General features: G+C 40.3%; 21 protein-coding genes. 7 read left to right on the top strand and 14 right to left on the bottom strand.

Annotated features, from left to right (window positions below; genetic code table 11):
* Positions 1 to 156: 156 nt before the first annotated feature.
* Complete coding sequence (locus R2Q78_RS15490) at positions 157 to 1,209, bottom strand: ferredoxin--NADP reductase (protein ID WP_316793459.1); 1,053 nt, start codon at positions 1,207 to 1,209, stop codon at positions 157 to 159.
* Between the two features lie 94 nt (positions 1,210 to 1,303).
* Positions 1,304 to 2,095: a lytic transglycosylase domain-containing protein gene (locus tag R2Q78_RS15485; RefSeq protein ID WP_316793458.1), complete on the bottom strand. Its 792-nt coding sequence runs from the start codon at positions 2,093 to 2,095 to the stop codon at positions 1,304 to 1,306.
* A 296-nt stretch (positions 2,096 to 2,391) separates the two neighbouring features.
* Between R2Q78_RS15485 and R2Q78_RS15480 the strand changes: the two genes are divergently transcribed.
* Entirely contained in the window at positions 2,392 to 3,861 is a 1,470-nt protein-coding gene (locus R2Q78_RS15480) for a pseudouridine synthase (protein WP_316793457.1), read from the top strand.
* A 6-nt stretch (positions 3,862 to 3,867) separates the two neighbouring features.
* Positions 3,868 to 4,977, top strand: a complete 1,110-nt coding sequence (locus tag R2Q78_RS15475) for a lactonase family protein (RefSeq protein WP_316793456.1) — start codon at positions 3,868 to 3,870, stop codon at positions 4,975 to 4,977.
* Positions 4,978 to 5,153: 176 nt separating this feature from the next.
* Here R2Q78_RS15475 and bshA read toward each other — a convergent pair whose 3' ends face one another.
* The 3 genes from bshA to tilS all read right to left on the bottom strand — a co-directional run bounded on the left by bshA (position 5,154) and on the right by tilS (position 8,276).
* Positions 5,154 to 6,299 carry an N-acetyl-alpha-D-glucosaminyl L-malate synthase BshA gene (gene bshA / locus R2Q78_RS15470; RefSeq protein ID WP_316793455.1) on the bottom strand — a complete coding sequence of 382 codons (1,146 nt, stop codon included), beginning with the start codon at positions 6,297 to 6,299 and terminating at the stop codon, positions 5,154 to 5,156.
* An 80-nt stretch (positions 6,300 to 6,379) separates the two neighbouring features.
* The gene (locus tag R2Q78_RS15465) at positions 6,380 to 6,862 is read right to left on the bottom strand and encodes a hypothetical protein (protein ID WP_316793454.1); all 483 of its coding nucleotides are present in this window, start codon (positions 6,860 to 6,862) and stop codon (positions 6,380 to 6,382) included.
* Between the two features lie 88 nt (positions 6,863 to 6,950).
* Positions 6,951 to 8,276, bottom strand: a complete 1,326-nt coding sequence (tilS, locus tag R2Q78_RS15460) for a tRNA lysidine(34) synthetase TilS (protein ID WP_316793453.1) — start codon at positions 8,274 to 8,276, stop codon at positions 6,951 to 6,953.
* Positions 8,277 to 8,305: 29 nt separating this feature from the next.
* Between tilS and R2Q78_RS15455 the strand changes: the two genes are divergently transcribed.
* Positions 8,306 to 10,633 carry an OstA-like protein gene (locus tag R2Q78_RS15455; RefSeq protein ID WP_316793452.1) on the top strand — a complete coding sequence of 776 codons (2,328 nt, stop codon included), beginning with the start codon at positions 8,306 to 8,308 and terminating at the stop codon, positions 10,631 to 10,633.
* On the opposite strand, the gene rdgB is transcribed toward R2Q78_RS15455, so the two are convergent.
* Positions 10,611 to 11,183, bottom strand: coding sequence for an RdgB/HAM1 family non-canonical purine NTP pyrophosphatase (rdgB, locus tag R2Q78_RS15450; protein ID WP_316793567.1), 573 nt, complete (start codon positions 11,181 to 11,183; stop codon positions 10,611 to 10,613). The genes R2Q78_RS15455 and rdgB overlap by 23 nt on opposite strands.
* On the bottom strand, positions 11,183 to 11,782 hold the full coding sequence (locus tag R2Q78_RS15445) for a hypothetical protein (RefSeq protein WP_316793451.1): 600 nt from the start codon (positions 11,780 to 11,782) through the stop codon (positions 11,183 to 11,185). The genes rdgB and R2Q78_RS15445 overlap by 1 nt, the downstream gene beginning before the upstream one ends.
* A 111-nt stretch (positions 11,783 to 11,893) precedes the next feature.
* Here R2Q78_RS15445 and R2Q78_RS15440 point away from each other — a divergent pair, with 111 nt between their 5' ends.
* From R2Q78_RS15440 to R2Q78_RS15430, 3 genes are all read left to right on the top strand, one after another.
* Positions 11,894 to 12,484: a hypothetical protein gene (locus R2Q78_RS15440; protein ID WP_316793450.1), complete on the top strand. Its 591-nt coding sequence runs from the start codon at positions 11,894 to 11,896 to the stop codon at positions 12,482 to 12,484.
* 65 nt (positions 12,485 to 12,549) lie between these two features.
* The gene (locus tag R2Q78_RS15435) at positions 12,550 to 13,914 is read left to right on the top strand and encodes a peptidylprolyl isomerase (protein WP_316793449.1); all 1,365 of its coding nucleotides are present in this window, start codon (positions 12,550 to 12,552) and stop codon (positions 13,912 to 13,914) included.
* A 5-nt stretch (positions 13,915 to 13,919) separates the two neighbouring features.
* Positions 13,920 to 14,882 (top strand): MoxR family ATPase, encoded by a 963-nt coding sequence (locus R2Q78_RS15430; RefSeq protein WP_316793448.1) that lies wholly within the window; start codon positions 13,920 to 13,922, stop codon positions 14,880 to 14,882.
* Here the strand turns inward: R2Q78_RS15430 and R2Q78_RS15425 are convergent.
* The 7 genes from R2Q78_RS15425 to mutL all read right to left on the bottom strand — a co-directional run bounded on the left by R2Q78_RS15425 (position 14,874) and on the right by mutL (position 22,885).
* Complete coding sequence (locus R2Q78_RS15425; protein WP_316793447.1) at positions 14,874 to 15,761, bottom strand: glycerophosphodiester phosphodiesterase family protein; 888 nt, start codon at positions 15,759 to 15,761, stop codon at positions 14,874 to 14,876. The genes R2Q78_RS15430 and R2Q78_RS15425 overlap by 9 nt on opposite strands.
* 112 nt (positions 15,762 to 15,873) lie before the next feature.
* On the bottom strand, positions 15,874 to 16,731 hold the full coding sequence (locus tag R2Q78_RS15420; protein ID WP_316793446.1) for a DUF4440 domain-containing protein: 858 nt from the start codon (positions 16,729 to 16,731) through the stop codon (positions 15,874 to 15,876).
* A 76-nt stretch (positions 16,732 to 16,807) separates the two neighbouring features.
* Complete coding sequence (cysS, locus tag R2Q78_RS15415) at positions 16,808 to 18,268, bottom strand: cysteine--tRNA ligase (protein ID WP_316793445.1); 1,461 nt, start codon at positions 18,266 to 18,268, stop codon at positions 16,808 to 16,810.
* 18 nt (positions 18,269 to 18,286) lie between these two features.
* Positions 18,287 to 19,399 (bottom strand): endonuclease/exonuclease/phosphatase family protein, encoded by a 1,113-nt coding sequence (locus R2Q78_RS15410; RefSeq protein ID WP_316793444.1) that lies wholly within the window; start codon positions 19,397 to 19,399, stop codon positions 18,287 to 18,289.
* A 2-nt stretch (positions 19,400 to 19,401) separates the two neighbouring features.
* Positions 19,402 to 20,265 (bottom strand): rhomboid family intramembrane serine protease, encoded by an 864-nt coding sequence (locus R2Q78_RS15405; RefSeq protein WP_316793443.1) that lies wholly within the window; start codon positions 20,263 to 20,265, stop codon positions 19,402 to 19,404.
* A complete protein-coding gene (locus tag R2Q78_RS15400; RefSeq protein WP_316793442.1) occupies positions 20,258 to 21,007 on the bottom strand; it encodes a rhomboid family intramembrane serine protease in 750 nt (249 codons plus the stop codon). The genes R2Q78_RS15405 and R2Q78_RS15400 overlap by 8 nt, the downstream gene beginning before the upstream one ends.
* 6 nt (positions 21,008 to 21,013) lie before the next feature.
* Complete coding sequence (gene mutL, locus R2Q78_RS15395; RefSeq protein WP_316793440.1) at positions 21,014 to 22,885, bottom strand: DNA mismatch repair endonuclease MutL; 1,872 nt, start codon at positions 22,883 to 22,885, stop codon at positions 21,014 to 21,016.
* Positions 22,886 to 23,025: 140 nt separating this feature from the next.
* On the opposite strand from mutL, the gene R2Q78_RS15390 reads away from it, so the two are divergent.
* The gene (locus R2Q78_RS15390; RefSeq protein ID WP_316793438.1) at positions 23,026 to 24,843 is read left to right on the top strand and encodes a serine hydrolase domain-containing protein; all 1,818 of its coding nucleotides are present in this window, start codon (positions 23,026 to 23,028) and stop codon (positions 24,841 to 24,843) included.
* Positions 24,844 to 24,960 lie beyond the last annotated feature (117 nt).

The following is a 24,960-nucleotide window of genomic DNA, read 5'->3' as shown; positions in this document are numbered from 1 at the left end:
AAAGCGTTCGTCATGCCGGCGAAGGCCGGTATCCCGCAAGAGAAAGGAGAACCTTGCTTATGCGGGATCCTGAAATAAATTTGCTTCGCAGCTTCTTCGAGGTCAGGATGACGAGGCGCTTACATTTTACAAAGATAATCCAATTATTAGTATTAATTACCAAACTATCGTCGTATCGTTTTCTGTTGGATGACCAGTACACACCAATACCCGCCCTGCAGCAATTTCATCATCCATTAACACTTCATTATAATCCATGCGCACGCTCCCTTTCGTACAGGTAGCGGTACAGGTGCTGCAGATTCCGGCATGACAACTATAAGGCAGGTCTATTTTATTTGCCAGCGCCACATCCAGGATAGTTCTGTTGTAAGGCACGTTAATATGATGTTCTTTTCCTCTGTAGTTCAGCACAACGGAATAAGTATTGGTGTCTTTCACTTCCTTTTCGGTCATGTCGTCCTCGTCCACTTCGTCTTCCGGAAGCACAAAGGTTTCTTTTTTAACCTGAGAGATATCAAAACCCATTTCCAGTAGTTTAATTCGGCAGGTCACCATGTAATCTATTGGTCCGCAAGTATAAAATAATGCATCCGAACCATCAAAACTCATGTCTTCTTTCACAATTTTCTCAATCAGGAATACATTTAACCTCGCCATCAGCAGGTTTTTTGACTGACTGGATACGTAGATGATTTTGAATCTTTCGGGATATTGTTCCTGCAAGTCATTCAATTCATTGTAAAAAAGAGTTTCATCCACTGTGCGACTGCTGTAAATGAGTACAAGCTTTGAATGCTGTTCCTTGAGCAAAGCAGTTTTTATAATAGAAAAAAGAGGTGTGATCCCCACTCCTGCTCCAAATAGAAAAACAGTTCTTTTGACTTGTTCTTCTGGTTGGTACACAAACTGCCCGTTGGGTACCATTGCATACAGCACATCTCCAACTGCAGTCTTATGATGCAGGAGCCTGGATATTTCACCATTCTCCACTCTTTTTATCGCAATAGCTAAAGGTTCGTCCACATCTGGCGAACTACAGAGTGAATAAGACCTACGAAGTTCTCTGCCATTGATATTAAATACCAGGGTAAGAAATTGTCCGGCAAGGTATATTGGTTTTTCGCCGTTCAATACTTCAAAGGTTAGCACGAGTGTTTCACCCGCATTGTATTTCATGTCTTCTATCCGCAGTTTCATTAATGCCATGGCCGGTAAATTAGCAAAATTCCTAGAAATCAAAAAGCCGTTCTGATAAATCAAAACGGCTTTCCCCATTTGTGTGTGCAGTCTTTTCTCTTAATTATTCAGCCGCGTTAGCAGCTTTTTCAGCGTTATAGGCCAATAGTGCTCTGGGAGCCCTGTAGCCATAACGAATAGGATCTTCCACGATCTCTTTCATGGAAATCAATTTATAAACGTAACCGGCAGTTTCACTGTTCAGTTTCATTTTGAAGTAATTGTCCTGATTTTGTCTGTTGATCTGTCTTTTCATGTGGTTATCACCAACATTGTAGGCAGCTGCAACCAATGTCCAGCTATCAAAAATGCTATAAAGCTCTTTGATGTATTTAGCTGCTGCAATGGTCGACTTCCGTAAGTTTTTACGCTCATCAACTCTTGAGTTTACTTTTAATCCGTAAGTGCGCGCTGTTCCGGGCATAAATTGCCAGAAACCAGAAGCTCCTTTGGACGAAGTTCCACTCTGCAAACCTGATTCTACTAATGGAACATATTTAAAATCCTCTGGAATTCCGTAAGCGGCAAGGATTGGTTCTATCACAGGAAACCATTCTGCTGCTTTTGTATGCAGGCGATTGGTCTGTATTTTACTGTAATTAAATGCAGCGAGTATCTTTTTCATCTTACGCTCCACTTTGGCATCGCCCAGTGGTAAGGTCTCTTCTGCGAAATTCAGCTTTGCCATTAGAGATACTGGCTTAGCTTTTTTTGTAGTTTTTGTTGTATCTGTAGTTGTTAATTTTTCTTCTTTTGAAAGACTTTTTGCTGCTTGGGGCATGTTGTAAGCAAACACTTTTGCCATAACCAGTAATGCAATTATTACCGTACATGTTATTATGTGTTTCTTTATCATTTTCCTCCTTTTTTTGGTTAACAATATAAAACGGTTGCAAACATACAACATATTAACCTAATTATCAAGCTATTACAAATAAACCTTCCAAAATCAAGGTTTAAATAGTCTTAAAGCAAGATTCCAATACTGCTAAAAATCCTTTAGAATCTGTTCTTTTACAATGTTCGTGTTATCGCTTTACGGTCATCGCTTGTAGAATCCGGGGACCTCTCGGAGCGCGCAGCAAAAATTGTTAAACTCCTCAATTTTAACTAACTTTGCTGCCCGCATAATTTTGCGGTTAATAGCGTATCATGACAAAAGACAATAACAGGAACAGTCGGGATGACAAGTCCAAACCGGGAAACCGAAGCACAACTGGCAGAAGACCAAGTGGAACAGATAGTTCATATAAGGGCAAAAGCAAGTTTGACGATAAAGAAGGAAAAGATAAAAAATTTGGTGGTCCAAAGGATTTTAAACCGAGGGCACCGAGAGATGGAGATAGTAAAGAATTCAAGCCAAGAGGAAAAAGAGAGGGAGATTCGAGAGATTTTAAACCAAGAGGCGACAACGACAATAAAGATTTTAAGTCGAGGGGTCCAAGAAGTAACGACGGAGACTACAAACCAAGAAGTACCGGATCAGGCGATTATAAACCGAGAACTCCAAGAGCGGACGGTGATTTTAAACCAAGAGCAGGCGGCGACTTTAAGCCAAGATCTGGTAGTGATTTCAAGCCAAGGGCAGGTGGCGATTTTAAACCAAGAACATCCAGAGATGGGGACAGCAGAGATTTCAAACCAAGGGCGTATAAAGAAGGAAGCTCAAGAGAAACCCCTCCAGGAGAAAAACGCAGTTACATAAAGAAAGACAATTTCAATACTAAAGGTGATCAACCTTTTAGGAAATTCGAAGATAAAAAAGGCGGTGTATCCAGAAGTACGGACAGCAGGCCATTCAGAAAAAGAGACGGAGATTCAAGACCAGATTTTCAGGACAGAGGCGAGCGCATTGACAATGGCCCTAACCTGCGCAGCAGAAAAAATGCGGTAGCGAAAGATGACGGACTGATCCGCCTGAACCGTTACATTGCCAATTCAGGAATTTGTTCACGCCGTAAAGCGGATGAACTGATCGCTGCAGGAGTAGTTTCTGTAAATGGCGAGGTAGTTTCTGAACTGGGACAAAAAGTTGATCCTTCGAAAGATGAGATCCGCTACAATGGTGAATTGTTGAAACGTGAGAAAAGAGTTTACGTTTTGTTGAACAAACCAAAAGATTACATCACTACAACTGACGATCCTCAAGAACGCAGAACGGTAATGCAGCTCGTAGAAAAAGCAAGCAGGGAACGTATTTATCCGGTTGGAAGGTTAGACAGGAATACTACGGGTCTATTGTTAATGACCAACGATGGCGACCTAGCTGATAAGCTTTCACACCCTAAAAATGGCATCACTAAAATATACCATGTAGAACTGAGCAGAAGTTTGAGCCAGGGCGACCTGAACAAAATTCAGTTTGGACTGGAGCTGGAAGACGGCATCATTAAACCGGATTCTGTATCTTACGTAACAGGAGGTTCTAAACGCGAAGTCGGCATCCAGATACACAGTGGTAAAAACAGGATTGTTCGCAGGATATTTGAACACCTTGGATATGACGTGGTAAAACTTGACCGTGTAGTATACGGAAACCTGACTAAGAAGGACCTTCCACGTGGAAGATGGCGTTTCCTTGAAGAACATGAATTAATTCAGATCAAGCATCTTATTAAATAATTAAACATGAAAAGAACCTTTCTTTTACCCTTAATATTGTTGGCTATGCAAAGCTGTGCCCAGAAAACGGACTTGAACTTAGTTGTTGGGACTTATACGAAACCGGGTGGAAGTGAAGGTATCTATGTTTATAATTTCAATACTGCTACAGGAGATTTCAAGCAAAAAGGACTAGCTAAGGGTGTAGAAAATCCTAGCTACCTCGCTGTTAGCGCAGATAATAAATTTGTTTACAGTGTAAATGAAAGCGGCAAAGCAAGCAGCGTAAGCGCATTTGCTTTTGGTGGTATAAAAGGAGATCTAAAGTTCCTGAACAAGCAGCCAAGCGGCGAGGATCCTTGTTATATCATTTCGGATGGCAAGCATGTGATTTCTGCTAACTATTCCGGAGGTAATATCTCTGTATTTGGCATAAAGCCGGACGGATCTTTATCTGCCTTAAAGCAGACAATACAACATAGCGGAAAGAGTATAAACAAAGACAGGCAAAACAGTCCGCATGTACACATGGTTCAGTTTACGCCTGATCATAAATTTGTAGTGGTAAATGATCTGGGTACAGATAAAGTTTACCTCTACAAATACAATGCAAGTGCAGCTGCTGATGTGCTGACACCTCAGGACAGTGTTGCTGTTGAGGCTGGTTCAGGCCCCAGGCACATCGTTTTTAGCAATGATGGCAGGTATGCTTACCTGATCAATGAAATGTTTGCCTCAATCACTGTCTTCAGCTACAATGACGGCTCTTTAGAGCAGATGCAGGAAACTAAGATTACTGCTGATGGATTTAATGGGGAGAACGGTGCTGCAGACATTCATATTTCGCCTGACGGCAAGTTTTTATATGCCAGCAACAGGGGGAGCGAAAACAAGATCACCATATTTGCAATAGAAAAAGGTGGATTGCTGAGCAGAAGAGGCATGGTAAGTACAGGAGGCAAAGGCCCAAGGAATTTCATCATTGACCCTACAGGAAAATATTTACTGGTAGGCCATCAGTACGATAACAATATTGTGATTTTTGAACGCGATGCTTCTAGTGGAGCGTTGAAAGATACCGGAAAACGGATCAATGTAGGATCTCCGGTATGTCTGGCATTTGCGCAGGTTAAGTAAGGCTTTAACAATAACATCATATCAGGTAATACACGTCATCTCGAACATCGTAAGAGATCTCTTGGTGGTACAGATTTAAGAGATCTCTCTCTGCGTTCGAGATGACGAACGCCTAAAGGACGACGACGAGCGATTTTATGACGAACGATCAGTGTATTCTGGTTACTACGAACGCGCTAAGAATGATTCAATTTCAGCTGCGCCTCAATGACCTGATTATAATAACTAACATATTCCGGCAGAATCTTTTTCAGGTCAAAATCTTTAGCCCTTGTCAAAGCATTTTCCTTAAACTGCTGTAATACGACATCATCTTTCAGGATAGATATTGCCTTGGCTGCCATATCGTCTACATCACCAACATTACTCATATAGCCGCAAAAACCATCGATGTTCAGTTCAGGCAAACCACCAGCATTGGAAGTAATCGCCGGAACTTTACAGGCCATAGCCTCTAGCGCCGCCAATCCGAAGCTCTCAGATTCTGAAGGCATCAGGAAAAGATCTGACACAGAAAGAATTTCCTCTACCGCATCCTGCTTACCTAAAAACCTTACGTGCTCACAAATCCCAAGACTTCTGCAGAGCTGCTCGTCGTAAGCCCTTTCAGGCCCATCTCCTACCATCAGCAGCTTTGAAGGTATTACCTCCTGGATCTTTTGAAACATTCTGATCACATCAGCAGTACGTTTTACTTTTCTGAAGTTGGAAGTATGGATAAGTATGCGCTCATTGTTTGGGGCGATTGCCTTTTTAAAATGATCTTTTGGTTTTAAACTGAACCTGGTAAAATCTATAAAATTGGGAATTACCTTTATTTCATTGGTAATCTCGAAGTGATTTTCAGTATCATCCTTCAGACTTTGAGACACCGTTGTTACCCCATCTGATTTATTGATAGAGAAAGTAACCACCGGTTTGTAGGTTGGATCTTTACCCACCAAAGTAATATCTGTACCATGCAGTGTGGTTACAAAAGGAATATTGATTCCGTAAGTTTCCAGAATCTGCTTAGCCATAAATGCGGCAGAAGCATGAGGAATTGCATAATGCACATGCAGAATGTCCAACTGTTCAAAACGGACCACGTCTACTAATTTGCTCGCCAAAGCGGATTCGTATGGAGCATAATCAAACAAGGGATAGTCCCTTACTGACACTTCATGGTAGAACAAATTGGCGGAGAAAAAATCAAGACGTGCAGGTTGGCTGTATGTGATGAAGTGTACCTGATGCCCCTCATCAGCTAATGCTTTACCTAGTTCAGTAGCTACAACACCACTTCCACCAAAGGTTGGGTAACAAACAATACCTATTTTCATCGAGAATAATTGCTTTTAAATTCGAATACAAATTACTACACTTAAACCGAGCTTTGTGTTAAACTATTGCAATTATTTGGCTAACTCTTCATTTCGGCCTGTATCACCAGATACATCTCATTGGGCCTTTGTGTACCGATGTAATATTCAAAGCCATCCATATCTGTAAGCACCACAACATCCTTTCCTGAAGAGTAAAAACGAATGCTTCCTTTTCGGTGCAAATTATATACAGGGTTATTGAAAAAATAATTGCTGTAGGTATCTTTTCTTACATTTTTGATAGTATTCAGATCGATCTCTACACGTTTGGCCGACCATAGACCATCTATGACAATACGTTTGTTATCGATGATTGTTTTATACTGGATTAAAAAGAGCAAAGCAATGGAAACCGCAATGATGCCAAAACCTACAACAAGAAATAAGTCCTGTGTATTGTCACGGTCGCGCTCGTAGACATAAGCGGCAAAACAGAATGCTGCCATTACCAGCCTGATACATATGCGGATATAATCCCGGCCAATGTATTGTTTTTCAAAAAAAGCGTAGCGGTTTCCCATTTGTGTAAATTTCCAATAAAGTTACTCGTTTTTTCAATAGTACCTATTTCTTTTTATCGGTTATGAAGCTGGGATGACCCGATGGTGATCAGCGTAATTCGAAGATGGCCACTTTTTTAGTCTGTCCGGTAACTTTATAACGGTTGTCCTGCCTTAAACCCGCTATCCAGATGATATCGCCATTGCCATTGATGAGTATCGGAACCTGATCTTTTTCAATAAGCGGCACCTTTTCATCGATAAAAAAGTTGCTCAGTTTCTTCATTGTTTTCATTCCGATAGGCACAAACTTATCTCCCTCCTGCCTGATCCTGACCACCAACGGATAGATCAGCAGGTCGCTATCTATAAATGCCTTCATCTTATCCTTTTCGAAATATGGAGTACCGGAATAAGACATCAGTATTTTTTGCTGGCCAACTTCTACAAGCTCTTCATTTCCGTGGATGAAAACATTTTGTGGTGTTGTTGTATCTGGTTCGCTCAGGGTCAGCACCTCACGATCCAGAGTGATGCGATGCGTAGGGCTATAAAAGGAAGTCCCGCTCTGCCTGTCAAGTGATTGAAGGATTTCCAGCGTAACGGATTCTGAAAACCCATACGGCCTCAGCAATTCAAAAAGCAACAACCTTTGCGGTTTTAAAGATCTGACCTTATCTATAGAAATATGAATCTCCTGATGGTGTTTGATGAGTAGCTCAGCACGCAAACCTGCTACGACTTGCTGGATGACCATCTCCGTATCGGCAAACCTCTGAATGTTCTGCTCAAATGTCTGTTCCAGATTGGGATTGATTTCTTTGAGCTGGGGAATTACCTTGATCCTGATCTTGTTCCTGGCATAATTGGTAGTTAGGTTGCTGCTATCCTCCACAAAATCTATGTTTTCTGAATTGATCAGCCGATCGATATCCTGTCGGGAAAGAAACAGCAAAGGCCGGACAAGTTGATCGCGTTTTGGCAGGATGCCATGTAGTCCGGCAATGCCTGTTCCCCTGGTCAGATTGAGCAGTACCGTTTCCATCGCATCGTCCTGATGCTGTGCCAGCGCAATTACACTATAACCATTTTCGCGTCTGATCTCTTCAAACCATTCATAGCGCAACGTACGCGCAGCCATTTGAGTAGATACCCTTTGTTGTGCTGCATAATCTTTGGTCTTAAAATGCGTTACATGGAACGGAACTCCGAGGGTTGCTGCAAGCAGGTGAACGAAACTTTCGTCGCGCTGGGATTCGTCGGCCCTCAGACCAAAATTACAATGTGCAATACCAAACTGATATCCGCAATGTTTAAACAAATGCGCCATCAATACAGAATCCTTACCCCCGCTCACAGCAAGCAGAATTTTTTCATGCTCAGCGAAGAGCATGTGTTGCTGAATGAAGTGTTTAAAGTTTTTAAGGGGTAACATCTTTCAAAAATAACAACTAACTTTGTAAAGTGCAGAAAATACACCTTTTGTTTATCTTATTTATATTCCCGATCTCTTTGTTTGCTCAGCAGAGAACGAAAATTATTTTGCAGAGCAATGAGGCGGGTAGAATGGACGCCAAGACAAACGCGACGCATCTTAAAAAGCCTGTATTTCTACATAACGGCGCTACACTAACTTGTGATAGTGCAATACTCTATTCAGAACGTAATGTTTTTGAAGCTTTCAGTAATGTACACATCAATCAGGGCGATACCATTAACATTTTCTCAGATCACCTGATCTATGACGGTAATACAAAAATAGCCCTGCTAACGAGAAACGTCAGGATGCTGGATAACCTAAACGTGCTGACAACGGATAACTTTACTTACAATACAGGGACTCAAAATGGAACTTATGTCGACGGAGGAAAAATTGTAAGTAAAGATGTAACTGTAACGAGTAAAAACGGTCATTATTTGGGCACATATAAAGACACTTACTTTCGCTATGACGTAGTTACAGTAACTCCGGAAGTTCGCATCACCTCTGATACCATGCGTTACAATACGCTTACTAAGATTACCTATTTCTATGGCCCGACAAACATCAAGGGTAAGGGAGATAACCTGTATACGGAGAATGGAGCTTACAATACCCAAAACGAACAAGCTTTCTTCGGCAAAAAGAATTTATATACCAATGGTTCCAAATCGTTAAAAGGGGATAGCCTTTACTATAATGGCGTACAGGGGGTTGGTAGAGCAGTGAAGAATATTGTGTTCAAGGATACATCGGATAAGACCATCATGTATGGACAGCTCGGTTACTATTATAAAGCAGATGAACGTGCTTTGGTAACTAAAAATGCATACGTAGGGCTCGGTACTGCTGATTCGGTTAAGGTAGGTAAGAAAATGCAGCCCGACAGCATTTGGCTGGGTGCTGATACCCTGGAAACTCAAATGGCTTTACAAAAAAAGCTGATACTAATTGAATCGCCTGTTCTTAAAAAGGATAATGAGCTTGGAGAGGAAGAAAAAACGGAGGAAAAAGGTGGTGCACCGAAAACCGCCAGACAGCCTACGGCTAAACCCACAAACAAAGCCTTGCCTCCTACGAAAACTGAACCGATCAAGAAACTCAGCAAAAAAGAACAGAAGGCACTAGATAAAGCCATCAAGGAAGGAAAAATTAAACTCTCCGATGTAAAGACGGATAGCTTAATCGGCGACAGTACCAAATTGAAAGTACCGGACAGCATTTTGACAGATTCGCTTAAAATAAAAAAGGCGGCGGACAGCTTGAAAAAAACGGCAGACAGCCTGCTTAAGAAGCCTGTAGTGGTGGAAAAAAAAACTGATAGCGTGGCGAAAAAGCCTGGTGTGACGACAGACAAGGCGAAAGTAGTACCGAAAGGATCGACTGTGGCTAAAGGCACTACCTTGAAGGGGGCTGCCGCGAAGGCAGGAATTGCAAAAACAACACTGTCTAAAGACACTGCCGCGTTCAATCCGCTCGACACGGTAAGGACCAGGATCATTAAAGCTTACCACAATGTCAGGGTTTATAAATCAAATATGCAGGCCGTTGCCGATTCTCTTTTTTATACGAATGCAGATTCTACCCTTCGCTGGTATGGCAAGCCCATCCTCTGGTCGCAAAATTCCCAGCAAACGGGAGACACCATTTATTTACGTCTGAAAAACAAGAAACTAAACACCTTACAGGCTGTACAAAATAGCTTTATGGTAAATGTCAACACTGATTCCGCGAAATTCAATCAGGTAAAAGGGAAGCTCATTACTGCATTCTTTACCAATGGTGAAATCAGCAACGTGTTTGTAGATGGAAATGCGGAAAGCGTTTATTATGCTACTGACAAAGACAGTGCATACACCGATATGAACCAGACGGTGAGCAGCAGGATCAAAATTCTTTTCAAGGATAAAAAGATCACCAAGCTACTGGCAATCAGGGATCCTGAGGCGCTTAGAATACCTATAAAGGAATTAAAAGAAGATGTTTTGCTCACAGGATTTATATGGAAGCCTGAATTGAAGCCGCTTTCAAAGAAAGAGATCATCACCGGAAAGCCAAAACCAAAGGCACCTGCTAAAAAACCTGTTGTAGCTTCCAAAGCCACTACCACAGCAAAAAAGGGAGCTGTCATTAAAAAGCCTGATGTGAAGACAAATCTTCTAAAAGGCGTTGTCAAACAAGCCGATTCTTTGTTGAACAAGGTGAATCCTGCAATTAAAAAGGATGTCATTAAAGCCGCGGATTCGATTCAGCATATCAAACCCGACAGTTTGATCAAAAAACTAGAATCTAACCCTTTAAAAAAGCTATAAGCTTTTGCATTGCGAGCGCACGGTGGCTGATTTCATTTTTCTTTGTCATGCTCATTTCAGCAAAGGTATGGTCATAACCAAGGGGTTCAAATATAGGGTCATAACCAAAGCCCTGACTTCCTGCTGGAGTCTCCCTGATATTGCCATAAATCAAACCCTCAAATAGGAATTCTTCGTTATTCCGGATCAATGATATTACCGTTCTGAAATTGGCTTTACGATTGGCAATTCCCTCCATTTTTTGCAATACCAGTTTTAGATTTGCTGCGTCATCCTTAATACCGGAGTAACGGGCAGAAAAAATTCCCGGTTCATTATTCAGCGCCTCAATCTCGAGTCCGCTGTCGTCTGCAAAACAGTCCAATTGATAATGATCTACGACATACCTGCTTTTCAAAGTTGCATTTTCTGCAAAGGTAGTCCCGGTTTCAGGAATATCAGTGGTACAGCCAATATCGCTTAAGTTTAAGACTTTATATTGTCCATGTAAAAGTGAGCCAACTTCTTCAGTTTTGTGTCGGTTATTGGTAGCAAATACTAGTTCTGGCATCATAATCCAAGTTGTTTAAGACTTCCCCAAAGCGTTTTCTTAGCATGCTGATCCTCATGCAGTCTTTTCAGTTCAGCAGAGAATATCATCATGACCCCATCTTCTCTGATGACTGTATTTTCAGGATGGGCAGGAAGTTCCAATTGCAATGGAGATACTCCAAAAGCGAATATTATGGTACTTGAAAAATGATCCATCAAGTGGCGATAGGTCGCTTTCTGGTAATTGTGGTAGTTCAATAAAGCGAAATCATTTGCACTGAGGTTTACCGATTTTACAATCTTCCTCAATAGCTCCCTTCCGTTTTCATCACTAACCTCATGATTCGCGTCATTCACCAGGATTAAAATATTACGCTGATTTTTTCCCAGGTATTTAAATTCGATCCTTTCAACTATCGCCTGTATGCGCTCTGCTGCCGGTTCGGCTATCATCACGGGCACCGGAGTTACCACCTCTGCGTTGGCAGACACTACCTCCTCATTTTCAACAACATGAACTTTCGGACTCAATGAACTTTGAGGCTCATTTACGAGGTAAACATCATCTGTAAAAAACAATCTCAAGCCGTCTCCGCTGGTGGTAAGTTGGTTAACCATTAATGATAATTTTGTTGGAAATCTTTTTTCTGTTAAAATTAGTTAAATATCTCATTATAGTGCCTTTATTTATTACTTTTATGCCTTAAAAATTAATACGAAAGATCTTTTGTGAGAAAAGTTTGCTGCGTCATTATTCTATCCTTTTGCATTGCAGGGGCATTTGCTCAAAATGTAGCTGTCATCAACGGGAGACCAATAAGTAATAAAGAATTCATGTGGTTTTACAAAAAAAACCACTCCGGCAATGCAAATGCTACTTACCAAGACCTGGCGGCATACCTCGACCTGTATATCAACTTTAAATTGAAGGTGATGGATGCAAGGGAAACAGGATTGGATAAGGATACTGCCTACACAAAAGAGATTGAGAATTATGAGTCCGCTTTACGTACTCAAAAAAGGGTATCAAAATCAAATGCTGAGTATTCGTTTATCCTGAATGAATATAGAGAAGCTGTTCTGATGTTCAATATCTCAGAGAAAAAAATATGGGAACGGGCACAGAATGATGAGAACCAGCTGCGTAATTTTTATGAAAACCATAAAAATCAATACCAGCAAAGTTCTTTTGATGAGGCAAGAGGGCAAGTGATCGCTGATTATCAGCAAAAAATGGAAGATGAATGGATAATCGCATTAAGGAAGCGGTATGCGATAAAGGTCAACCATGATGAAGTGAGAAAACTGGCTAAATTATAAATGCTGGTCAATAGAATAGATAATATTAAATTTGCAAAAAAAGAATACAATTGAACAATCATAGAATGAGGAAATTTTTAGTAATGGCAAGCGGATTCTTCTGCTTGTTTTTAAGTGCACAAGCTCAGGGTCCCAAAAAGAATGTAGATAAAGTTGTAGCGGTATTGGGAAATAACATCATCCTGTTATCTGAACTGAACCAGCAATATGCACAATATCTGAATGGTGGAAATCCTGATGACCCTAAGGTAAAATGTTATATCCTGCAGCAAATGCTTACCCAAAAGCTACTTAAACAACAGGCAGAAATTGACTCTGTAATGGTTGATGAATCTCAGGTTGATGATGAGGTAGACAGAAGGATGCGTTCAATGATTTCAAAAGCAGGCGGACAGGAAAGGCTTGAAACATTTCTTAACCGTTCTGTATTGCAATATAAAGACGAGATCAGACCTGACCTTAAGGAACAGTTGATTTCCAATAAAATGCAGCAGAAGATAACTGAGAACGTAAATGTTACACCTTTGGAAGTAAAACGCTATTTTGAAAGCTATAAAAAAGACAGTCTTCCTGATATCCCTACGGAATTTGAGATTGGCGAGATCGTCCTTCACCCAAAACTGACTAAGGCTGAAAAGCAAAAGTTCTATGATAAGATCGATGCCCTGAGATTGAGGGTTAAAAGTGGTGAAGACTTTGCTTTCTTAGCTAAATCTTACTCAGAAGATGGCGGCTCTGCTCCTGATGGTGGAGATCTTGGCTTCTTCGATCGCCAGAGAATGGTAAAAGAATTTACTGCACAGGCTTTCAAATTAAAACCAGGTGAGCTTTCTCCGGTATTTGAATCAGAACACGGATTCCATATTTTACAGGTAATTGAACGCCGTGGAGAGCAGGTTAATGCCCGTCATATTTTGATTAAACCTCAAACTACCCCGGCAAGTTTGGAGCGCGTTAAGCTTCAGGCCGATACGATCTACAGAAACCTGATCGGCAAAAAAATTCCTTTCTCTGCAGCTGCATCTCTTTATTCAGACAATAAAGAATCTCAGTACAATGGTGGTATGTTGCTTTATTCTGATGATGTTAGTCAAAGAACGACCTTCATTCCTGCTGACAAACTTGATCCTAAAGTATTCCTTGTTGTAGATACGATGAAAGTTGGTGGCATTTCTTCACCAGTTGCTTTTTCTGATCCTGACGGGAAAGAAGGTTTTAAAATTCTTTACCTGAAATCGAAGATACCTCCTCACAAAGGAAATCTTGATCAGGATTATGCTAAATTTAAAGAGCGCGCACAACAAGATAAAATCAACCTTAAATTAAGTGAGTGGTTTGAAAAAAGAAGAGAGAGTACCTACATCAGAATTGATGTGGATTATGATGACTGCGATGAGTTAAAGATCTGGAGTAAAAATTCAAAAAAATAAACCTTATGCAGTTTGACAATGATATTAAAGCTGTAGACGCGCTACACCAGGCATACAATAACATCAAATCTGAAATAGGTAAGATTGTTATAGGACAGGAAGAAGTTATTAAATCGGTTCTGATCTCGATATTTAGTAATGGTCATTGCCTGTTGGTTGGAGTGCCCGGCCTGGCAAAAACATTATTGGTTCAAACTGTGGCAGATGTACTGGACCTGAATTTCAACAGGATCCAGTTTACACCAGATTTAATGCCCAGCGATATCATTGGTGCAGAAATTCTGGGCGAAGACAGAAATTTTAAGTTCATCAACGGCCCGATTTTCTCCAACATTGTTCTTGCTGATGAGATCAACAGAACACCTCCTAAGACTCAGGCTGCACTATTAGAAGCCATGCAGGAAAAGGCGGTTACAGCTGCAGGGCAAAGACATGTGTTGCCCAATCCTTTCTTTGTATTGGCAACGCAAAACCCAATTGAACAGGAAGGTACTTATCCCCTTCCGGAAGCTCAGCTGGACAGGTTTATGTTCAACATTCATTTGGGCTATCCGACATTCAATGATGAACTCACCATTGTAAAAAATACAACCAGCAATAGTGATGTTCAATTGAAGAAAATAATTGATGCAAAACAAATCCAATACTTTCAAAAGTTAGTCAGGAATATCCCTGTTGCAGATAATGTGGTAGAGTATGCGGTAAAGCTGGTCAGCAAAACACGTCCTCATACACCAATGGCGACTGAAGATGTCAATAAGTACATTAGCTGGGGTGCAGGCCCAAGGGCGTCACAATTCCTTGTTATAGGAGCTAAATGCCACGCAGCAATTTCAGGTAAATATTCACCGGACATTGAAGATGTTCAAGCTGTGGCTGAAGCAATACTTAGACACCGCATCGTTAGAAATTATCGTGCTGAAGCCGAAGGTCTATCCATTGAACAGATCATTAAAAACTTATTTTAGGCCCTCAGATACCTTATTATATAGGTTAGGATAATCTGTTATTACGCCATCAACGCCAAGTTCGATCAGGTATTTCATATCCTTTTCTGTATTCACAGTCCAGGGAATGATTTTAACACCTGCATCATGACAACGCTGAATCAATCCCTTCCCTACCAATACGGAATAAGGGCTGTAGACAGTAGGCATAAAACCCAGTTCACCAATATTCACTTCAAAATCGATCTTTTCGTCTATCAGTAAAGCCGTTTTTATTTTCGGGTAATGCTCGTGCAGGTATTGTAGTGTACGCATATCAAATGATTGTATCGTCACACGTTTAGCTATCTTTTTATTGTTCACTATTTCCATGATGAGTTCAACAAATTCCGCCGGTTCCGGCTGGAATTCATTATCGCCTTTAGGAATTGCTTTTGTCTCAATGCTAAAATTTGGTTTTGGCAGCTTGTTTTTCTTCACATAATCTTCAACGGCATCAATCGTTTCTTCAAGCAAGGGCTTACCGATCACCATCTTTTCCTGATAAGGAAATCTGCTATGAACTTTACTGCCGACATCAAATTTCTGAACTTCAGCGTAGTCCATCTTATAAATATTATATTTCTTCTGATCTTTCAAGGTGATAGCTTTACCATCAGGCATTAAGCTTATCTCATGATTAAAGTAAGGCTCCTGGGACAAGACGACTTTTTTATCTTTAGAAATTACAGCATTCATATTCAGGGTATTTACCCCCAGATCCAATGCACGCAACATACCGGGAATGGTGTTTTCAGGCATAATTCCTCTGGCACCACGATTGCCCTGTACATCAAATTTTTGAGCCGAAGCCTTGGCAAAGGCAAACAGAACAGCAATAAGTACCAAGTATTTTTTCATAGGAAATATTTATTGATCAGCATACCCATGACAGCTACGCCTATAGTATAAAAAAAAGGGTTTCTTAAATTACTCCTTTAAGAAACCCCTGTATTATAAGTAATTTAATATTTTAACGATCAGCCGGAGTAAATACTATCGAGATCAAATTCCAATTGTGATCAGCCTGGCGCTCATAAACGAATACATAGTTAAAGCTCTCTCTTAAGTCAGCTTTGTAATCAATCGCAGCAACACCATAAGAATAAGCAAAATCACCACCATCCGCTTTATCTATCTTAGTAGTTTTTAAAGCTACTTTGCTAATCATACTATTGAAGAAAGCCAAAGCTTTGTCTTTTCCTAATATAGGCTCATATCCAGGGAAAAGCACTCTCACATCTGGATTAACAAAGCCCGCAAAAGCTGAAATTCCATAGGATTTAAGTGTCGCATTTAGCGTTTTTTCCGTAGTAGCAATGATGTTTGCCCCTGCTTCTCTTTGCTTATCATTTAAGAATTTTGGTTTATAGAATTCCTTTGGCTCTATAAATTCACTTGTTGGTTTGTTTAGCGGTTTATTGTGCTCAGTGCCTAAATCAAGTACCAATTGCCATTTACCATCACTTACTTTCCACAAAGAGAAATATTCGCCATAACCTGTTTCAGTTCCTTTATATGTATATGGTCCTGTAGTAAATCCCCAATCTCCACTTTTGGATACCCTTGCATAAGCGGGAGTCCAGCTGAGGTCTTTAGTATCGCCCTGAGTTGCGTAGTAAGTTTTCGCATTCACAGGATTTGGTCTGAACACCAATCCATTATCTGCTGAATACGTTGTAAAAGCTACTTTAGCGCCATTTTTAGCAAGACTTTCTCCGAATTCTTTCTCTGCTTTTAAAAGAGATTTGGTGGTTCCATCAGATTTTTGAGCATATGCCCCAATGGTAATTGACGCAGCAACAATTGTATAAAGAAGTTTATTCATCATAGTATTTAAATAGTTAGAGCGAATATAAGATTTGCTAAGTTTTGTTGTTTAAAAAGTAATCAACAATTGCACAATACTAGATCTTATTCCAGGTTGTGCCTTCCTTACTATCTTTTAACTGGATTCCCATGCTTTGCAATCCCACCCTTATTTTATCAGAGGTCGCATAATCTTTATTTTCTTTAGCCGAAGTCCGGATATCGATCACCAGATCGAGAACCGAATTCAATTCAGTATTTGAAGTATCTTCATCTTTCAATCCAAAGATATCAAATACGAAATCATTCATTAGCTTTTTCAGATGATCCAATTCCAGGACAGATATTTTACCTTTGCCATCGTGTACGGTATTGATAATTCTTACAGCCTCAAATAGCTCAGCTATTACCACAGGGCTATTGAAATCATCGTTCATTGCTTTTAAACAATTGTTAATGATGGGCTGTATTTCAAAATCACCGCTTTCAGATGCGACCAATTTATCAAGCAGGTTAACTGCATTCATTAATCTTCTAAAGCCTTTTTCCGATGCATCAAGTGCTTCATTAGAGAAATCAAGTGTACTGCGGTAATGTGCCTGAAGCATAAAGAACTTAACTGTCATTGGACTAAACCCTTTTTCCAGTAATGGATGGTCACCAGTAAAAAGTTCCCCTGGCAAAAACCCATTTCCCGCAGTCTTAGACATTCTTGCTCCGTTTACCGTAAGCATATTTGTATGCATCCAGTATTTAGCCGGCTGTTTATGACTGCAAGCTTCGGATTGCGCGATTTCATTGGTATGATGAGTAGCCGCGAGATCCATTCCTCCGCCGTGAATATCAAATTCTTCCCCGAGATATTTAGCGCTCATTGCCGAACATTCGATATGCCAGCCGGGAAACCCAACACCCCATGGTGATGGCCAGCGCATTAGCGTTTCTGGCTTTGCTTTTATCCACAATGCAAAATCAAGCCTACCGTGTTTTTCATCCTGCCCATCCAGTTCCCGCGTATTGGCCAGCATGTCCTCCAGATTTCTGTTAGTCAGTATCGTATAATTGTATTCCTTACTGTATTTTTCTACGTCAAAATAAACAGTTCCATTTGTTTCATAAGCATACCCGTTTTTGATGATTTCCTTAATCATTTCAATTTGCTCAATAATATGACCGGTAGCTGTAGGTTCGATACTTGGAGCCAGGGTATTGAACATTCTCAACACGTCATGAAAGCCAAGCGTATACTTCTGAACTATTTCCATTGGCTCCAGCTGTTCAAGCTTCGCCCTTTTTGCAAATTTATCGTCTCCTTCATCACGATCTCCCTCCAGGTGGCCTGCATCAGTTATATTCCTTACATAGCGAACTTTATAACCGCTATATTTCAGGTATCTGAAAATCAAATCAAAGGATATGAAAGTACGACAATTACCCAAATGAACATCACTATAAACGGTAGGCCCGCAAACATACATCCCTACGTTAGGGGCATTTAGCGGTTCAAAAGGTTCTTTTTTTCGTGTTAGGGTATTGTATAGCTGTAAGCCTGTATTCATGTTGCAAAGGTAAAAAATTTAGGGATTTAACGTCAAATCACTGCGAACAGGAAAATGATCTGACAATTTAGCTTCTATAATATGATAATTATGAACTTTTATGTTTTTTGTAGTGGCAATATAGTCGATCTGGAAATTCGGAAACTTTCCATTATAGGTTCTCCCCAGCCCGGTGCCTTGCTCCTTAAAGGTATTATTCAGCGACTTAGTAAGTTGAGTTACTGCATAAGAAGCTGGAGTATCATTAAAATCACCTGCGATCAGATAAGGTGTCTCACAAGTCGACAGGTGTTGCTTCATGATGTCTACTTGTTCACTACGCTTTAAAAAAGCACTCCTCAGCATACTGATGATTCTTTTGGATGGCATCAGTTCGGCATCCATCTTTTTAGTGACCTTATCTATATAGTTGTAATCCTGCTTGTCAAAAGAAATGGATTGAAGGTGAATGTTATACACCCTCAATTTTTGCTGATTAACTAGCAGATCAACATATATACTTGCATTTCCGCCGAAATTCTCCCCAAACACGATAATACCTTTATCCTTTATTGGATATCTTGAGAATATCGCCAGTCCGGTAGCTTCATAATTGTTTTCTGCCGAAGGCACGAAATAATAATACGGTGTTTTTAGAATCCGTTTTAAGCTATCCGTGATATCAAAAGAACCCTTTCTTCTGGTAAAATATTCCTGAAAACAGATGATGTCCGGATTTTCATTTCGAATCACCTCCAGCATCTGTTGTTTTACCGGCTCTATATTTTCAAGCCCGTAAGGTTTAAAACTATGGACGTTATAGGTCATCATACGGATATGGTCCGGATTGTCTTTTGCCCCTTTTCCGGTATCGCCAAATACGCCAAGAGTAGCTGTTAGTGCATTCCAGCCGATCAAGATCAGGACAGCAGTGCCTATGGCAAAATTCCAGCGCTTCCTAAGGCACCACCACAATATCATGAGTACATTAAATAACAACAGGAATGGGTAAGCAAGCCCGAAGAATGGAATGTATTTATGATCACGCGGGTCAAACCTCCCGGCCATGAAACCCAATACAAGAGCAATTGCCAAAATTATGGCGACTAAGCGTACCAGTTTATCAAGAATTGAAGGCTTAGATTTCTTCATAACTAATGTTTGCTTGCCTTAAATAGAGTTTCCTTTTCTTCCCTGGTTAGCTTATCGTAACCTGTTTTAGAAATCTTATCTAAAATTGCATCTATTTCCTTTTGATCTACGGTAGTTTCTTTTTTCTTTACAAAGGACGGCTTTGCCGGATCCTTTTTTACAACCCTCAGTTTTGGTTTTTTCTTAAAAATATTGCTCAGGTCATTTCCATTTTGTAATAGTTTGATGAAGGTAAAACCCATAATCATACCACCGATATGCGCGAAACTACCACCCGCATCGGCAGTTCCTATACCAATAAGGTTTAAAACTACGTATGCAATGGCAAGAAATTTCAATTTCAAATCTCCCAAAAATAGAAGTCTGATGCTATAATCGGGTACAAGAGTAGCTGTTGCGACCACAATAGCCATCACAGATGCCGAAGAGCCGATTACAGTGGCCCCTGCAGATGAAGCAAAAACAGGGAAAATATTATAAGCAAGAAGATACAATAATGCCCCTGTAAAGCCTCCCGCCAAGTACACAAAATGAAACTGTCTTGGCTTTAAAAAATCTAAAAATATTCTTCCCATCCAAAACAGCCATAACATATTGAACAACAAATGAAAAAATCCTCCATGAAAGAACTGATAGGTTAATATCGTGTAAAACCTAGTAGGCAGTTTAACCAGTGATGCAGGAAATCCGAAATACTCCCTGATCCAGTCCCCACCAGCGATGCTCCCATTTCCTGACAGGAAAAAAGGAATATTGATCAGCGCAAACACCACAAAAATGATGACGTTTATCCCTATGTATAAATAGGATGGGTCTCCAGATTGAAATACTTTATGTTTCAGTTCTTTTAAAGGGCTGTTATTCATAGTATGTATAAAATCTATCGTTGTTCTTATCCTTCCAAAGTTTAACTAAAATAAAGCCAATTATTGCTCCTCCCAGGTGTGCAAAATGGGCGATTGAATCTCCTGGTACTTTTGCCACTCCTAAAGAAAGTTCCATTAAAATATAAACCGGAATAATATACTTTGCTTTAACAGGTACCGGGATGAACATGATATACAATTCTGTATTGGGGTATAACATCCCAAACGCGACTAGCAATCCGAATATAGCCCCTGAAGCGCCCACCATAGGTCCGCCATATATGCCTAGCAAAGTATCAGAATCCGATTTTGTCAACCCTGGAAGATTAATATTTCCCTGGATGTATCCCCCCTGATGTACAAGATCGGTAATTGGAACATTTGCAACCATTCCTGTAATATGATATACCTCATAAGCCTGAACTATCATTTGCAGCACTACAGCCCCTAATCCTGTAATAAGGTAAAAATTGATAAACCGCTTGGTTCCCCATCTGCTTTCAAGAACACTACCGAACGTGAACAATGCAAACATATTGAAAAAGATATGCATAAAATCCCCATGCATAAACATATAGGTAATCAGCTGCCATACACCAAAAAACTGAGAATCAAAATAATACGCGCCTAGCAATAAAGTCAAATTAGGATCCATATTCGCAAAAACGTACTTTGCCGCAAAAAACAACACATTAATGATCAGCAGGTTTTTTACCACTGGTGGTATATGTATATTATTCATTATTATCTATTTATCAAATTTCTTATCCAATTCACTCAACCCTATCGTTTGTATTACCGGCCTGCCGCTAATGCTAAAGTTAGGAGTTTTACAGGCAAAAAGCTGTTCAATCAAAGTATTCATTTCTGCCTGTCCCAATACCGTACCACTTTTAATGGCACTATTCCGTGCCATGCTTCTGGCCAGTGAATCACGCTTATCCAGTCTTAGTTCCTGCTGAGAATTCTTAAAGCCCTCTATCAGGTGTTCAAACAATTGAGTTTCATTAATATTATTACTTCCCAGATCTACAGGAATCCCTTCTATGACTAACGTATTTTTACCGAATTCTCTTACTTCAAAACCTAAACTTTTTATATCATCCAACAGGCTTTTTGCAAGCTCGTAGTCATTTGGGCTCAAAGTAACTGTCTGCGGAAACAAACTTTGCTGCGAGGCGCCCTTCCTGTCTTCCAAATGCAGGATAAATCTTTCATATAAAATCCGTTCATGCGCTGCCTGTTGGTCAATCAGCATCAAACCTGACTTGATCTGTGAAATGATATACCTGTTATGCAGTTGCATCAGTTGCTTCTGTACTGGAGCAAATTGGTCATCAGTATTTGTTCCGGGCAAGTCCAGAGACGATTGTTCTGCCGGACTTTCTTTCGCTATTTCGTAAAGAGATCCCCAGTTTCTTGTACTTGGAGACATTCCCCCTCCGCCACCGCTATAATTTTTAGAGAAACTCGCATAAGCAGCATCTCTGGTAGAAGCAGGTTTTTCATCTGCGAAAGGGTTAAAATCCGGATTGAAGCTAATACTTGGGGGCACAATCTCCTCAGGCGCCTTATGAGTGATCATATTGCTAAATCCGGTTTCCTGATCAAAATCTATTGTCGGACTAATATTAAACCTGCCCAGTGATCGTTTAACAGCAGAATGAAGTATGGCATAAATGGATTTCTCATCCAGGTACTTGATTTCTGTTTTAGTAGGATGAACATTCACATCTATCTTTGCAGGATCAATTTCGATGAACAGCACATATAAAGGAAAATTATCATCTGCCAACAACTCTTCGTAAGCCCTGTTAACTGCATGATTCAGGTAAGCATCTTTAATGAAACGATTGTTTACAAAAAAGAACTGTTCTCCCCTTGTTTTTTTGGCAAACTCAGGCTTGCCTATAAAGCCTTTTAAGTTGATAATAGTAGTTTCCTCTTCAACAGGAATTAAGCGTTCATTGTAGTTATTACCAAATAAATGAACAATACGCTGCTTCAATGCTGAAGATGGTAGCCTATAAATTTCTGCCCCATCATGATGTAAGCTAAATGCAATACCAGGATGAGCCATTGCAACTCTTTGAAATTCGTCAATAATATGACGCATTTCGGCAGGATTACTTTTTAGAAAATTTCTTCTTGCTGGTGTGTTGTAAAAGAGATTTTTAATAGAAATGCTTGTACCTTCTGAAGTAGCCACCGGCTCCTGTTTGATAAATGTCGCACCTTCGATCTCGATGAGTGATCCTACTTCATCTTCGTGTCTGCGGGTCTTCATTTCTACCTGGGCGATCGCAGCTATAGAGGCCATTGCTTCTCCCCTGAAACCCATGGTCCTTATGGCGAATAAGTCTTCTGCTTTGCGAACCTTAGATGTGGCATGGCGTTCAAAACACATTCGTGCATCAGTAACACTCATCCCGCAGCCATTGTCTATAACTTGTATCAATGCCTTACCGGCATCTTTAATAATCAGTTGAATTTTATTCGCACCTGCATCTATGGCGTTTTCCAAAAGTTCTTTTACTGCCGATGCGGGGCGTTGCACCACCTCTCCTGCCGCAATTTGATTGGCAACACTATCGGGTAAAAGTTGTATAATATCTGACATCTATATTCCTTGGTAAAGGTTGCTAATTTAGGCAAAATAAGCCTCAATAAGGACTATCTTTTTATATCTTTAAAAATCCATAGATCAAAAAGCCTAATTTTACGTTGTTCTAACAAGTCCATTACAGAGATAGAGATTATATGAAGAAAAAGAACCTTGCAAGCATCATTACCATTAGTTTTATTGCCGTATTTACACTGAGTGCCTGCGCACAGGAACACAAAAAAAATGAACAAATCCTTACAGTTGTCAATAACATTGCGAGCAATACTGTTCTTTTAAATAATCATGAAAATATAGTCCCTCTGAAAGATCTCGACAAGAAAAATATAGCCTCAGTAAGCCTGGGTTTTAGCAACCAGACCGTATTCGACAGTCTGCTCAATAAGTACACTAAGATTACCTCTTTCTCTTCTGCTGACTATCAAAATTCAACAACATTAAACGATCTTGAGGATGATCTTAAATACTTCAACACTGTTGTTGTGAGCATCCCTTCAGCCGCTGCGAATGATGTAAGAAATACCAGTTTCATTTTAAATATCGCCCGCAACAAAGAGGTAATCGTAGCTTTTTTTGGAGATGGGCGAACTTTAGGCTCCTTAGATGCAATCAAGGCCCCAATTGTATGGACAGATCAGAATACACCAATGGCGGCGACTGTCATTCCACAGATTATATTCGGAGGCATTGGAACCAGCAAAAAGCTGGCTAACAATTTATCGCCAAAATATACCGCAGGCTCTGGCTTCAGCACTACAAGTACACGTTTAAAATACACTTTACCTGAGGACGCGGAGGTGAATTCTGACAACCTGAAAGACATAGACAACATTGCTAATGAAGCAATTAAAGCACAAGCAACCCCTGGAATTGTAGTGCTGGTAGCCAAAGACGGGAAAGTGATTTTCAATAAGGCGTATGGAAATCATACTTATGTCAATGGCATTCCCGACAAATTGACTGATATATTTGACCTGGCTTCGGTGACAAAAACTACTGCAACTACACCGGTAGTCATGCGCTTGTTTGAACAAAATAAACTAAATCTTGATACCAACATCGGCGCTTATATCCCTAAAGCCCGCACTTCTCCTATGAATGAAATTAAAGTACGTGAAGTTATGCTTCATCAGGCAGGATTTATCCCTTATATTCCTTTCCATGATTATGTAAAACCAGGAGACTACAGCAGGGACTCCAGCGCAGCATATCCTACAAAGGTTGCAGACAACTACTACATCAGGAAAAACTTCTTTAAGGATATCATGTGGCCAAAAATGCTAAACTCTCCTATCAAAACCAGGGGAAAATATGTGTATAGCGACATTAGCATGTACGTCATGAAAGACATCGTGGAACGCATCAGTGGTATCCCATTAAATCAATACGCATCAGATAATTTATACAAACCTCTGGGTATGCAAACTGCAGGATTCCTGCCAAGGAACCGGTTCAGTAAGGATCAGATTGTACCCACAGAGCAAGATACTTATTTCAGAAAGACATTACTTGAAGGCTATGTCCACGATCAGGGAGCTGCACTTGCAGGTGGCATCTCAGGGCATGCCGGGTTATTTGCAAGTGCCAATGATGTAGCTATTATTTACCAAATGCTGCTCAATAGGGGAACTTACGGGGGCCAGCAGTATTTTAAACCTGAAACGGTACAGTTATTTACTTCTAAACAATCCAATGTAAGCAGAAGAGGTCTGGGCTTTGACAGGTGGGATCCCGATTTAACAAAGAAGTATCCATCTGAACTCGCTTCGTCCCAAACTTATGGACATACGGGCTATACCGGAACTTGTGTTTGGGTTGATCCAGCCAGAGGATTGGTATATGTCTTCTTGTCTAACCGTGTTCATCCTAGTGTTAGTGAAAAGCTGGGCAATATGAAGATCAGAGGAAGAATACAGGATGTAATTAATAAAGCTATTGATAGCGGAGTAAAGTGATAGAAGTGATTCGGTAACCAAATGCTATAGAAAATAAACATTTACGAACATGCCTGTGTTCCCTATGCAATCGTATCACCCGGGGTACTGCTCCGCTCTTCTGGGGTGTGGCTAGGA

The sequence above is a fragment of the Pedobacter frigoris genome, assembly GCF_032678645.1.
In the GTDB taxonomy this organism is placed as follows: Bacteria; Bacteroidota; Bacteroidia; order Sphingobacteriales; family Sphingobacteriaceae; genus Pedobacter; species Pedobacter frigoris_A.
Note: the sequence above shows the minus strand (reverse complement) of the source record. Positions and strands in the feature narration are given on the sequence as shown.